The organism is Flavonifractor sp. HCP28S3_F3 (assembly GCF_052065355.1).
Lineage (GTDB): Bacteria > Bacillota > Clostridia > Oscillospirales > Oscillospiraceae > Flavonifractor.
Genome location: NZ_JBQHUF010000005.1, coordinates 1 through 13,616, shown reverse-complemented (window position 1 = coordinate 13,616; position 13,616 = coordinate 1). Strand labels below are relative to the sequence as shown.

Annotated in this window: 12 protein-coding genes; 11 read left to right on the top strand and 1 reads right to left on the bottom strand. The window is 57.5% G+C overall.

All coding sequences use genetic code 11. The annotated features are described in order from the left end of the window. Positions 1–178: 178 nt before the first annotated feature. From ACTNB1_RS06280 to guaA, 5 genes are all read left to right on the top strand, one after another. A complete protein-coding gene (locus ACTNB1_RS06280; RefSeq protein WP_441168404.1) occupies positions 179–1,264 on the top strand; it encodes a carbamoyl phosphate synthase small subunit in 1,086 nt (361 codons plus the stop codon). After that, positions 1,264–4,560 carry a carbamoyl-phosphate synthase large subunit gene (gene carB / locus ACTNB1_RS06275; protein ID WP_441168403.1) on the top strand — a complete coding sequence of 1,099 codons (3,297 nt, stop codon included), beginning with the start codon at positions 1,264–1,266 and terminating at the stop codon, positions 4,558–4,560. The genes ACTNB1_RS06280 and carB overlap by 1 nt, the downstream gene beginning before the upstream one ends. A 74-nt stretch (positions 4,561–4,634) precedes the next feature. Continuing rightward, on the top strand, positions 4,635–5,261 hold the full coding sequence (locus ACTNB1_RS06270) for a hypothetical protein (protein WP_441168402.1): 627 nt from the start codon (positions 4,635–4,637) through the stop codon (positions 5,259–5,261). Next, entirely contained in the window at positions 5,258–5,899 is a 642-nt protein-coding gene (locus ACTNB1_RS06265) for a hypothetical protein (RefSeq protein WP_441168401.1), read from the top strand. Before ACTNB1_RS06270 ends, ACTNB1_RS06265 begins: the two co-directional genes overlap by 4 nt. A gap of 139 nt (positions 5,900–6,038) precedes the next feature. Further along, positions 6,039–7,580, top strand: coding sequence for a glutamine-hydrolyzing GMP synthase (guaA, locus tag ACTNB1_RS06260; protein ID WP_441168400.1), 1,542 nt, complete (start codon positions 6,039–6,041; stop codon positions 7,578–7,580). 210 nt (positions 7,581–7,790) lie between these two features. Here guaA and ACTNB1_RS06255 read toward each other — a convergent pair whose 3' ends face one another. Continuing rightward, positions 7,791–8,324: a helix-turn-helix domain-containing protein gene (locus ACTNB1_RS06255; RefSeq protein ID WP_019541686.1), complete on the bottom strand. Its 534-nt coding sequence runs from the start codon at positions 8,322–8,324 to the stop codon at positions 7,791–7,793. A 189-nt stretch (positions 8,325–8,513) separates the two neighbouring features. Here ACTNB1_RS06255 and ACTNB1_RS06250 point away from each other — a divergent pair, with 189 nt between their 5' ends. The 6 genes from ACTNB1_RS06250 to ACTNB1_RS06225 all read left to right on the top strand — a co-directional run. Next, positions 8,514–8,702 (top strand): helix-turn-helix transcriptional regulator, encoded by a 189-nt coding sequence (locus ACTNB1_RS06250; RefSeq protein WP_016412724.1) that lies wholly within the window; start codon positions 8,514–8,516, stop codon positions 8,700–8,702. After that, positions 8,703–9,779, top strand: coding sequence for a site-specific integrase (locus tag ACTNB1_RS06245; RefSeq protein WP_019541685.1), 1,077 nt, complete (start codon positions 8,703–8,705; stop codon positions 9,777–9,779). Beyond that, on the top strand, positions 9,779–10,099 hold the full coding sequence (locus ACTNB1_RS06240) for a plasmid mobilization protein (protein WP_019541684.1): 321 nt from the start codon (positions 9,779–9,781) through the stop codon (positions 10,097–10,099). The genes ACTNB1_RS06245 and ACTNB1_RS06240 overlap by 1 nt, the downstream gene beginning before the upstream one ends. A 7-nt stretch (positions 10,100–10,106) precedes the next feature. Next, positions 10,107–11,261: a helicase RepA family protein gene (locus tag ACTNB1_RS06235; RefSeq protein ID WP_031583915.1), complete on the top strand. Its 1,155-nt coding sequence runs from the start codon at positions 10,107–10,109 to the stop codon at positions 11,259–11,261. Positions 11,262–11,581: 320 nt separating this feature from the next. Beyond that, positions 11,582–12,925, top strand: a complete 1,344-nt coding sequence (locus ACTNB1_RS06230) for a plasmid recombination protein (RefSeq protein WP_036376036.1) — start codon at positions 11,582–11,584, stop codon at positions 12,923–12,925. A 508-nt stretch (positions 12,926–13,433) separates the two neighbouring features. Next, on the top strand, positions 13,434–13,616 hold a 183-nt coding region (locus tag ACTNB1_RS06225; protein WP_441168399.1), incomplete at its 3' end, for a GTP-binding protein.

The following is a 13,616-nucleotide window of genomic DNA, read 5'->3' as shown; positions in this document are numbered from 1 at the left end:
ATGGTTGGAAACAAAATATTTTTGATTATCTGGGCTTGAAGAGCGGAAAAATCCACGGAAATTTTTCGTTTTTTGTCCAAATTTCCGATTTTTCAAAAAGAGGAAAAAGTCGGTTGCCAGAGGAATTTTTTTCGGGTATACTCAAAAAGATAATTAAGGGAAAGGCGTGATGCAGGAGATGAAAGCGACCTTGATCTTGGAGAGCGGCGCAATGTTCCAGGGCGTCAGCATCGGCTCTTCGGCAGACCGGGTGTGCGAGATGGTGTTCAACACCTCCATGACCGGCTACCAGGAGATTTTGACCGACCCCTCCTATGCAGGACAGGGTATTGTGATGAGCTATCCCCTCATTGGTAATTATGGCGTGAACCACGAGGATAACGAGTCCTCCCGTCCTTGGGCGGAGGCATTTATTGTCCGTCATCTGTCCCGTCGTGGAAGCAATTTCCGCTGCGAGGGTGAGCTGGACGCATATTTGAAGCAGTATGATATTACCGGGATCGAGGGCGTGGATACCCGGGCGTTGACCAGAATACTCCGCAGTCAGGGGACCATGAATGGCATGATCACCTGTGCGGAGCATTTTCATGTAGAGGAGTGCCTGGAGCGCATCCGCGCCTACCGGGTGGAGGGCACCGTGGAGAAGGTGACCCGCAAGGAGGCTCAGGTCTATCCCGCCCTCACCGCTCAGCAGTTCCGGGTGGCTCTGATGGACTACGGCGTGAAGGAGAATATGATCCGCTGCCTCCAGAAGCGGGGCTGCCAGGTGACGGTCTATCCCGCCCACACCCCTGCGGAGACCATCCTCACCGGCGGCTTTGACGGCGTGATGCTGTCCAACGGCCCCGGCGATCCCGCGGATAACGTGGAGATCATTAAAGAGGTACGCAAGCTCTACGAGTCCAAGATGCCTCTGTTTGCCGTCTGTCTGGGCCACCAGCTGCTGGCTCTGGCTACCGGCGCCGAGACCCGGAAGATGCGCTTCGGCCACCGGGGCGGCAACCACCCGGTAAAGGATCTGGCTGCCGGCCGGGCCTTTATCACCAGCCAGAACCACGGCTATGTGGTCACCGCCGAGAGTGTGGACCCCGCTGTGGCGGAGATTTCCCACGTCAACGTCAACGAGGGCAGCGTGGAGGGCCTGAAGTACAAGCGGCCCAACTGCTTCACCGTCCAGTTCCACCCCGAGGCCTCTCCCGGACCCATGGACACGGAATATCTCTTTGACCGCTTTGTGGACAGCATGAAGGGAGGGGATCGGTAATGCCTAAGAATCCGAATATCAAAAAAGTGCTGGTGCTGGGCTCCGGCCCCATCGTCATCGGCCAGGCCGCCGAGTTTGACTACGCCGGTACCCAGGCCTGCCGCGCTCTGAAAGAGGAAGGCGTGGAGGTGGTGCTGGTCAACTCCAACCCGGCCACCATCATGACCGACAAGGACATCGCAGACCATGTATATATCGAGCCGCTGAACATCGCCAGCGTGGAGCAGGTCATCCAGAAGGAGCGGCCTGACTCCATCCTGCCCACCCTGGGCGGCCAGACCGGCCTGAACCTGGCCATGAACCTGCATGAGCAGGGCATCCTGCAGCAGTATGGCGTCAAGCTGCTGGGCACCAGCCCCGAGTCCATCCGTAAGGCGGAAGACCGCCAGGGCTTCAAGGACGCTATGGAGGCTATCGGCCAGCCCTGTGTCACCTCCGACGTGGTGGAGAGCGTGGAGGATGCCGTGGCCTTTGCCGGGTCCATCGGCTATCCCGTTATTGTTCGCCCTGCCTACACCCTGGGCGGCACCGGCGGCGGCATTGCCTATGATGAGATGTCCCTGCGGGAGATCGCTGACCGTGGCATCCACCTGAGCCGCGTGGGTCAGGTCCTGATCGAGCGGTGCATCTCCGGCTGGAAGGAGATCGAGTTCGAGGTCATGCGGGACGGCGCAGGCAACGTGATCCAGATCTGCTCCATGGAGAACGTGGACCCGGTGGGCGTCCATACCGGCGACTCCATCGTGGTGGCTCCTACTCAGACTCTGGCCAACAAGGAGTTCCAGATGCTCCGCAAGGCCTCTCTGGATATCATCTCCGCCCTGGAGATCGAGGGCGGCTGTAACGTGCAGCTGGCTCTGAATCCCGACTCCTTTGAGTATGCGGTTATCGAGGTCAATCCCCGTGTGTCCCGCTCTTCCGCTCTGGCCTCCAAGGCCACCGGCTACCCCATCGCCAAGGTGGCGGCCAAGATTGCTCTGGGCTATACCCTGGACGAGATCCCCAACGCGGTGACCGGCAAGACCACCGCCTGCTTTGAGCCCACTCTGGACTACTGCGTGCTCAAGATTCCCCGTCTGCCCTTTGATAAGTTCACCACCGCCAGTCGCACCCTGGGCACCCAGATGAAGGCCACCGGCGAGGTCATGGCCATCGGCAACTCCTTCGAGGGTGCCCTGATGAAGGCCATCCGTTCCCTGGAACTGCCTGTAAAGTCCCTCCGCCTGCCCGGCCTGGACGAGCTGTATACCGAGGAGATCGAGGACCGTCTGGTGAACATCGACGACCAGCGGCTGTTTGTAGTGGCGGAGGCACTCCGCCGCGGCTTCTCTCCCGAGAAGATCAACAAGATCACCAAGTATGACCTGTGGTTCCTGGACCGGCTCCAGGCCATCGTGGACATGGAAGACCGGCTGGACCACGGCCATCTGGACGCCGATACCCTGCGGCAGGCCAAGGAGATGGGCTTCTCCGACGCCTGGATTGCCGCCCTGTCCGGCAAGGAGCGGGGAGAGATCAAGACTCTGCGTGAGAGCTACGGCATCGTGCCCGCCTTCAAGATGGTGGACACCTGCGCCGCTGAGTTTGAGGCCCAGACCCCCTATTATTACTCCACCTACGACGAGGAGAACGAGGCGGCTGAGGAGCTGAACCTGCCCGACGTGGGTGAGCTGGCCCCCCATATCCCGGAGGCCCCTTATCTGTCTGCCAATACGGCCGAACCCCACCGCCGCGGGCCTGCCGAGCCTCGAAAGAAGGTGCTGGTGCTGGGCTCCGGTCCCATCCGCATCGGCCAGGGCATCGAGTTCGACTACTGCTCCGTCCATTCTGTCTGGGCCTTCAAGCGCCTGGGTTATGAGACCATCATCATCAACAACAACCCCGAGACCGTGTCCACCGACTTCGACGTGGCCGATAAGCTGTACTTTGAGCCTCTGACCGCCGAGGACGTGGAGGCCGTTGTAGAGCTGGAGAAGCCCTGGGGCGCCGTGGTGCAGTTCGGCGGCCAGACCGCCATCAAGCTGGCCAAGGCCCTCACCGACATGGGCGTGCCCATTCTGGGCACCTCTGCTGACGGCGTGGACGCCGCTGAGGACCGGGAGCGGTTTGACGAGATCCTGAACCAGTGCAACATCCCCCGTGCCGCCGGTAAGACCGTGTTCACCACTGAGCAGGCTCTGGAGGCTGCCCACGAGGTGGGCTATCCTGTGCTGGTGCGTCCCTCCTACGTGCTAGGCGGCCAGGGCATGGAGATCGCTTACAACGACCGCAACATCATCGAGTTCATGCGCATTATCAACCAGGTGGAGCAGGAGCATCCCATCCTGGTAGACAAGTACCTCATGGGCCGTGAGGTTGAGGTGGATGGCGTGTTCGACGGGGAGGATCTGCTGATCCCCGGCATCATGGAGCACATCGAACGGGCCGGCGTCCATTCCGGCGACTCTATCTCCGTCTATCCTCCCATCCACATCGAGCAGAAGCACAAGGATACCATCTATCGCTACACCTACGACCTGTCCAAGGCGCTGGGTGTGGTGGGTCTGGTGAATATCCAGTTCGTCATCTATGACGACACTGTGTATGTCATTGAGGTCAACCCCCGTTCCTCCCGGACCATCCCCTATATCTCCAAGGTCACCGGCGTACCCATCATCGACCTTGCTACCAAGGTCATGCTGGGCCAGAAGCTGAAGGACCTGGGCTACGGTACCGGCATCTATAAGGAAGCCGACTACTACGCGGTCAAAATGCCGGTCTTCTCCTTCGAGAAGCTCACCGACGTGGATACCGGCCTTGGCCCTGAGATGAAGTCCACCGGCGAGTGCCTGGGTCTGGCTGAGTCCTTCCCTCAGGCCCTGCTGAAGGCCTTCAAGGGCGCCAATATGAAGGCCCCCAAGAGCGGCGGACGCATCATCGTCACCGTCAAGGACGAGGACAAGGGCGAGCTCATCGGCATCGCTCAGGGCTTTGCCGACATGGACATCGAGATCCTGGCTACCAGCGGCACCTGTGACGCCCTCAACGCCGCCGGCATCCCTGCCCGCAAGGTGGCCCGTGTCTCTGAGGCTCACCCCAACATCCTGGACATGATCGCCTCCGGCACCGTGGACCTGGTCATCAACACGCCCACCCGGGGCCGCCGCCACGATACCGACGGTTTCCGCATCCGCCGCTCCACCGTGGAGCACTCCGTGGCCTGTATCACCGCCATTGATACCGCCCGGGCTATGCTCACCGTCCGTACCCAGGGCCGTTCCTCTGACCTGCGGCCTATCGATATTACCCAGATCTAAATAAATTGGGAACTTCCTCCTTTCAAATTCGTCTGTTATAATAGGTAGGACAGAATTTGAAAGGAGGAGTTTTTATGCGCAGATGGTTGGCGATAGCCTTGGCGGCGGGCCTTCTGACCGTGGGACTGTCCGGGTGTATCATGGAAGCGACCTCGGAGAAGCCGGTGATCTACCTCTACCCAGAGGAGGAGATGCGGGTGAACGTCACGCTGGACTATGACGGCCGGCTTACTTCCACCTACCCCTCCTATGAGGACGGCTGGACGGTAGATGCGGCCCCGGACGGTACCCTCACTGACCCGGACACTGGGCGGCAGTACTACTGCCTGTTCTGGGAGGGCATGACAGACACAGAGTATGATTTCTCCACCGGGTTCTGTGTAGCGGGAGTGGACACCGCCGCTTTTCTGGAGGGGGCACTGGCCGACCTGGGCCTAACGGAAAAAGAGGCCAACGAATTTATCATCTACTGGCTGCCCAAGATGGAGGGAAACGCCTATAACCTGATTTCCTTCCAGCAGGAGGCCTACACCGACAGCGCTGTGCTGACCATCGACCCGGCCCCGGATACTCTAATTCGGGTATTTATGGCCTGGCAGGGCCTGGACGAGCCAGTGGAGGTGCAGCCTCAGAGCCTTACTGCCCCGGAGCGGGTAGGCTTTACCGCCGTGGAGTGGGGAGGTACGGAGGTAGCGCGATGAAAAAATGGCTGCTGCTGATGCTGGCTTCGACCCTGTTGGCTGCGGGACTGGCCGGATGCGGCGGTGATCCTGGTGGGAGGGGAGTTCCGGCGGCCAAGCCGGTGATCTACCTCTACCCGAAGGAGGAGACCCGGGTAAACGTCAAGCTGGACTATGACGTCCGGCTTACTTCCACCTACCCCTCCTATGAGGATGGCTGGACAGTGGATGCAGCCCCGGATGGTACTCTCACTGACCCGGACACTGGGCGGCAGTACTACTGCCTGTTCTGGGAGGGTGAGGCGGACACAGAGTATGATTTCTCCACTGGGTTCTGTGTAGCGGGAGCGGACACCGCCGCTTTTTTGGAAGAAGCGCTGGCCGACCTGGGACTGACGGAAAAAGAGGCCAACGAATTTATCATCTACTGGCTGCCCAAGATGGAGGGAAACGCCTATAACCTGATTTCCTTCCAGCAGGAGGCCTACACCGAGAGCGCTGTGCTGACCATTGACCCGGCCCCGGATACCCTCATTCGCGTGTTCATGGCCTGGCAGGGCCTGGACGAGCCGGTGGAGGTGGAGCCTCAGAGCCTTACTGCCCCGGAGCGGGTAGGCTTTACCGCCGTAGAGTGGGGCGGAACGGAAATGCAGCCCTGAACAGAGCCGCCGGACCAGAGAGTCCGGCGGCTTTTCTTTCGGAAACCTTGCGTTTTCGGGGAAAATGTGATATCCTAAACCGTAAAAATTTTGACTTTGATCCGAGTAACCATAGATTTCACAGAAAGAAGGAACCTGAATGTCCCATCAGACCGTGATCGTGCTGGACTTCGGCGGGCAGTACAACCAGCTCATTGCCCGCCGGGTCCGGGAGTGCGGGGTGTACTGCGAGGTCAAGCCCTATACCACCCCTCTGGAGCAGCTGAAGGCCATGGAGCCCATCGGCTTCATCTTCACCGGCGGCCCCAACAGCGTCTATGACGAGAAGGCCCCTCACGTGGATCCCGCCATTTTCGAGCTGGGCGTGCCCGTGCTGGGCATCTGCTACGGCTGCCAGCTCATGGCCCATACTCTGGGCGGCCAGGTCACTGCCGCACAGGAGGACACTGCCCGAGAGTACGGCAAGACCGAGACCTATTATGATACCGCCTGCAAGATCTTCAAGGGCCTGCCGGAGAAGGGTATCTCCTGGATGAGCCACGGGGACTACATGGCCAAGGTGCCCGAGGGCTTTGCCCTGACCGCCCACACTGACGCCTGCCCCAACGTGGCTATTGCCGACGAGAAGCGGGGATTCTATGGCGTGCAGTATCACCCTGAGGTGAACCACACTGAGCACGGCGTGGATATGATCCGCAACTTCCTCTATGAGGTGTGCGGTGCCACCGGCGACTGGACCATGGGAGATTATAAGAATACCGCCATCCGGGAGATCCGGGAGAAGGTAGGGGACGGTAAGGTGCTGCTGGCCCTGTCCGGCGGCGTGGACTCCTCCGTGGCCGCCGCTCTGCTGGCCGAGGCGGTTGGCAAGCAGCTTACCTGCGTGTTTGTGGACCACGGCCTCATGCGCCTCAACGAGGGCGACGAGGTGGAGGCCGCCTTTGCCCGCTGGGACATCAACTTTGTCCGGGTGGATGCCGAGGCCCGGTTTCTGCTGAAGCTGGCCGGCGAGTCTGAGCCGGAGCGCAAGCGGAAGATCATCGGCGAAGAGTTCATCCGGGTCTTTGAGGAAGAGGCCAAGAAGATCGGTCGGGTGGACTACCTGGTGCAGGGCACCATCTATCCCGACGTGATCGAGTCGGGCGCCGGTGATGCAGCTGTCATCAAGAGCCACCACAACGTGGGCGGTCTGCCTGACTATGTGGACTTCAAGGAGATCATCGAGCCTCTGCGGCTGCTGTTCAAGGACGAGGTTCGTCAGCTGGGCCGTGAGCTGGGCCTGCCTGAGTATCTGGTCATGCGCCAGCCCTTCCCGGGTCCCGGCCTGGCCATCCGTGTGATTGGCGACCTGACTAAGGAGAAGCTGGACACCCTGCGGGAGGCCGACGCCATCTACCGGGAGGAGATCGCCGCCGCCGGTGAGGACAAGAACATCAACCAGTATTTCGCTGTGCTCACCAATACCCGCTCTGTGGGCGTCATGGGCGATGGCCGCACCTACGACTACACCCTGGCTCTCCGTGCGGTGACTACCAGCGACTTCATGACCGCTGATTGGGCTCGTATTCCTTACGATGTGCTGGATCGCATCTCCACCCGTATCGTCAACGAGGTGAAAGGCATCAACCGCATCGTCTACGACATCACGAGTAAGCCCCCCGCAACCATCGAGTGGGAGTGAGTTTTTGAAACTCCGAACCCGTTGCGGCACAACGATTTTGCGGTTTTATATCTCTCTTTTGATAACGATTTGATAACGCTCCCCATAGGCCGTATCATTCTGTATCCCCAGTGGATTGCGGGTAAAGAATGTTCTTTTGCGGCTTATAAGTGAGGACAACCATATTAGAAAGCCCTTACCGATGGCAACGTCGGTAAGGGCTTTTGCTGTCTATTCATCAGTATCGGGGCTATCTTTGAGTGCATCCACCAGGAAATCACTCAATTCCTGTGAGGGAACTTTTGCCCACCGCAGGGTGGTGTCGTACTTGGGGTAGTTGTACCGCCAGCGGTCATAGTCCTCCCTGGTGATCTCCCCGGCCTCCAGCTTCTTGGCCTGCTCCGCCCAGGCGGACAGCATATCAAGCATATTGGCATAGGTCTTGCCTTTGGATTTGTCCAGACGCAGACAAACCTCGCCGTCAATCTCCCCAATAGTCAGCCCCCGAATATCCTCCAAAGCAAAGAGGGTGTGCATCAGGCCGATGTCGGTATCTATGTCAGGGACGGTCAGGGCATCAGGGGAAATATCAAAGAAGTCAGCCAGGGTCTTTGTCAGGTCGGCCTTGGGGGTGCGGCTCCCGGTTTCATACTGTGCCATACGCACATCGGCGGAGCGTTCCGGGAAACCCACCACCATGCCAAGATACTTCTGTGTGATGCCCTTCATGTTGCGGAAGAAACGAATACGTTCACCAATCGCCATAACTGCCAACTCCAATCTATGTAATGGGGACACTTGAAGTATAACAGATATGTTTAGACCAGTCAAGAGAAAAATAAATAAATTTGTTTATATTTTCTCGTTGGAAGGTCTTGACATAACGGAATAGAGTTAGTATAATAGGACTACGTTAAGCAAATAGCGTTAAATCAAAAGAAAGGAGGAATCCATATGGAGAACAGATTCATCCGGGCGGAAGAAGTTGCGGACGAGCTGGGTGTATCGAAGCCCTACGCCTATAAACTCATCCGGCAGCTCAACGAAGAATTGAAGGACAAGGGCTTCATCACCATCGCAGGGCGGGTCAACCGCCAGTATTTCAACGAACGGCTCTACGGGGCCAGAAAGGAAGGGAACTAAATGCCAGTCTTTAAGGACGAAGCAAGAGGAACATGGTACGTCATGGTGCGGTATCAGGACTGGACGGGGGAGCGCAAACAGAAGTGCAAGCGTGGCTTTGCCACCAAACGGGAGGCCCAGGAGTGGGAGCGCAGTTTCCAGATGCAGACCTCCGGCGACCTGGATATGACCTTTGAAGCCTTTACCGAGCTTTACACCAAGGATATGAAACCCCGGCTCAAGGAGAACACCTGGCTGACCAAGGAGAACATCATCCAGAAGAAAATTCTGCCCTACTTTGGCAAGCGGAAGATTAGCGAGATCACCACCAAGGACGTGATCGCATGGCAGAACGAGTTGCTGGCCTACCGGGACGAGAAGCGCAAGCCCTACTCGGCTACCTACCTCAAAACCCTGCACAACCAGCTTAGCGCCATCTTCAATCACGCTGTCCGCTTCTATGAGCTGCGCTCCAATCCCGCCGCCAAGGCTGGGAACATGGGGTCAGAGGAACGGAAGGAAATGCTGTTCTGGACGAAAGCGGAGTACCAGAAGTTTGCAGATGCCATGATGGACAAGCCCGTTTCCTACTACGCCTTTGAAATGCTCTACTGGTGTGGTATTCGGGAGGGGGAACTGCTGGCCCTGACCCCGGCAGACTTTGACTTTGAGGCCGGGACGGTGAAAATCAGCAAGTCCTATCAGCGGCTCCACGGCAAGGACGTCATTACCACGCCAAAGACGAAGAAAAGCAACCGCACCATTAAAATGCCCAACTTCCTCTGTGACGAGATGAAGGATTACCTGGGGATGCTCTACGGTATCAAGAAGAAGGAGCGCATTTTCACCATCACGAAAAGCTATCTCCACCATGAGATGGACAGAGGGGCGAAGTCGGCAGGGGTCAAGCGTATCAGAATCCACGACCTCCGGCATTCGCACATCTCACTTCTGATTGACATGGGCTTCTCCGCTGTGGCGATTGCTGACCGTGTGGGGCATGAGAGTATCGAGATCACCTATCGCTATGCCCACCTGTTTCCGTCCAAGCAGACGGAAATGGCAGACAAATTGGACTTTGAAAGGATGGGAGCGTAATGTCAGCTAAGAATTTGGACACTCACAACCGCTGGAGGAACAAGACCGTGGCCTTCCGGGTATCCCCGGAGGAAAACAAGCAGATTGACGCCGCTGTGCGGCTCTCTGGCCTGACGAAGCAGGACTACATCACCCGGCGGCTCTTAGACCGGGCCGTGGTGGTGCAGGGCAATCCCAGGGTCTACAAGGCCCTGCGTGACCAACTCGCCGCCGTCCTGGGGGAACTGCGGCGCATTGAGGCCGGGGGCGACGTGGGGGATGAACTTCTCGCCACCATTGACCTTATCTCAGTGACGCTGGGCGGCATGAAGGAGGATTGATAGATTGATGGATTCCAGAGAAACGAAAAGGACTGTCCCGGTTCCGTCTGTTGGCGCAGACGGGGAACAGCCCAATTCTCAAACAACTACCCAAAGTATAGCAGAGGAAACGGCTGAAAACAACCCCCAAGAGAAAGATTTAGAGGAAATGCTCCGGGATATGCGGCGCATGAACGACCCAGCCTACCTCCACACAGTTTCCATGAACGACCTTTACCAGAACATCTACCAGAGCAGACCGCCCGTAATAGACGGTCTGCTCTACCCTGGGACGTACCTCTTTGCGGGAGCGCCCAAGGTGGGCAAGTCGTTCCTGATGGCCCAGCTTGCCTACCATGTCAGCATGGGCCTCCCCCTGTGGGGCTACCCTGTCCACAAGGGGACTGTCCTCTATCTGGCGTTGGAGGACGACCACCGCCGCTTGCAGGGGCGGCTATACCGAATGTTCGGCACAGAGGGCACCGACAATCTGCTCTTTGCGGTCTACGCCAAACAGCTTGGCGTTGGCCTGGAGGAACAGCTAAAGAAGTTCGTCCGGGAACACCCGAACACCAAGCTGATTATCATTGACACCCTCCAGAAAATCCGGGAGGCTGGTGGGGATAAGTACAGCTACGCCAACGATTACGAGGTGGTGGGTAAGCTGAAACGCCTTGCCGATGATTGCGGCGTCTGCCTCCTGCTGGTACACCACACTCGAAAGCAACAGGCAGATGACAAATTCGATATGATCTCCGGCACCAACGGTCTGCTGGGAGCGGCGGACGGGGCCTTTCTTCTTCAAAAGGAGAAGCGGACAGACGGCAGCGCCGTTCTGGACGTGGCCGGGCGTGACCAGCAAGACCAGCGATTCTATCTTACCAGGGACAAGGAACGGCTGATATGGACGCTGGAGCGTACGGAAACGGAGGCATGGACAGAGCCGCCCGACCCGGTGCTGGAGGCCATAGCCGCCCTTGTGACGGCGGAGAAGCCGACCTGGGGTGGTACGGCCACCGAGCTGGTAGCGGCGCTCCAGACCGACATGAAGCCCAACGCCCTGGCGATGCGGCTAAACGTCCGGGCCGGGAAGCTGCTGATAGACTACCACATCCGCTATGAGAACAGCAGGAGCCACGCCGGGAGAAGTATCAGCCTGACGCTGGAACCGTCCCAGGCGTGACGACCGTGACGGCTGTGACGGCTTTTTTGAGAGTGGCGGCGGTGTCTGAAACATCGTCACGGTCGTCACGGCTGTCACGGGGAGCAGCAAAGTTTAGGCGGGGTGCAGGGTGCCCTTTTCAAAGGGCGGCCCTGCTGGGGGAGGCAACCGCAGTTGCCGGGGGCAAAGCCCCCACACCCCCTCGGAGAGCCCACGACACTTTGCAGACCGAAGGGATGAAAGTGTCATAGTGGGTTATTACACTTCCTGCAGGAAGTGCCTCCCCCGAACCCCCGTCCTCTTTCAACAACCCAACATCTGAAACAGGAGGATTTTTGCCTATGGCGAGAGGCGACGGTATTGACCGTACCAACGCAAGAAATATGAGGCTGACCGAAACCAAGATCGGTAACACCCAGCAGCACAACGAGCGTGAGAAGGATTCCTATGTCAATCAGGACATTGTACTGGAGCGGACGCCGCTCAATGTCCATTTCAAAACCCCGTCTGCCGGGTATCGGGAGATGTTTGCTCAAATGGAGGCCGACGGCGTGATCTCCACCCGTGGCATCAAGGAGGATGCCTTTCGATACGGTGAGTTGGTCTTTGATGTAAACTCCGCTTACTTCTACAATCACGGCGGGTATGACTTCGCAAAACAATTTTACACCGAAGCCTATAAAGCCGCAATCAAAATCGTGGGCGGAGAGCAGTATATTTTGTCGGCGGTCATGCACGCTGACGAGCGCAACCGGGCCATGTCCGAGGCGCTGGGGGAGGACGTGTACCACTACCACCTCCATGTGGTTTATATCCCGGTAGTGGAGAAGGAGATACGCTGGACAAAGCGGTGCAAGGACAAGTCCCTGGTGGGCAAGGTCAAGGAAACGATCATGCAGGTGAGCATGAGCAAGAAGTGGGCGTCCAAGCCCATTCTGGACGAAACTACCGGGGAGCCGTTACGCACAGCTAAGGGCAAACCCGTTCTACGAAAGTCGTACAGTGTCCTGCAAGATGATTTCTTTGAGCATATGCGCTCCGCTGGCTATGACGATGTAGAGCGTGGGGAACGTGGTAGTTCCGAAGAACATTTGACTGTTACGCAGTTCAAGACGGAGCGTGAGCAGGAACGGCTTGCACAGCTTCAAGAGGTGTCGGCGCTGGCCCAGGTTGAGGCCGACAAAAAGAATAAGGAGGCAGCATCAGCTGAGAAGAAAGCGGCCCAGGCCAGGGCTAAGCTGGACGATGTAGCGCCCTTGCTCAAGGGCATGGAGAAACTGGCGGCGGACTTCTCCGACGACCCGGAGCGGACGCTGCCGGAGGCGGGGCCGCTGGAATCGGCCAAGTCCTACCGGGAGAAAAAGGCCAAGCCCCTTTGGGAGAAGATCGTCAAGGTGCTGCGCTCCGTCTACCGGGCCTACTTCGACCTCAAGAGCAAGTTTGAGCGGTTGCAGAGCGCCTATGATCGTGAGGTCAGTAAGAACGGCTCCCTGTCAGCCAGGATTTATGAGGTTTGTGCCGAGAGGGACGGCTTGAAAGGGCAAGTCAGGGACTATGAGCGGGTCAGACGGGCCATTGGCCCGGAACAGGCGGACAGGATACTGGAGGCAGCTTACCAGCAGGAACAGGTCGAAAAGGAGCAGAAATGGGGTGCAAGGTCAAAAATAAGGGTAGGCGCACGATAATCACAAAAAATGGAGGTAATTTCATGGAAAAGTACATCTTTGACGAGGGCAACGGTCTGTGGTATGAGTTGCAGAGGGACTAACAATATTCGGGCGTGTGCGGCGGAAATCGTGGACACAGAAATTATTTGCGCATGAGGCCCCAAATCGGAGGGTGTCCCGGTGAATGCCCTCCTGATTTATTTGGGACAGCGGGTAAAAACTTCTTGCATTTTAGAGTGTGCTATGCTATACTGCTGTCATCCTGATTTGAGGAGTCTATTCAACATGCGGCAAGGTATTCTTAAATAAAATTTGATAATGGGCACAAAAATAATTGCCCCTTGCAGGGGCTTGGTTTTTGTACCCAATTTAAGAATGCTTTTGCCTTTTTATCAAATATCGTGACGGATAACGGCTCATGTTAGCTGAATGCGTTTCTATGTATCCGAAGTCATGATCCCCAGCGGTAAAAGTATTTGCCGCTGGGGATTTTTGCGCCCTTTTGGGCCTTGTATGGAGGATAGACATGAACATTATCAATATCGGGATTCTTGCCCATGTAGATGCGGGCAAGACGACACTGACAGAAAGCCTGCTGTATGCCAGCGGAGCCATTTCAGAACCGGGGAGCGTCGAAAAAGGGACAACGAGGACGGACACCATGTTTTTGGAGCGGCAGCGTGGGATTACCATTCAAGCGGCAGTCACT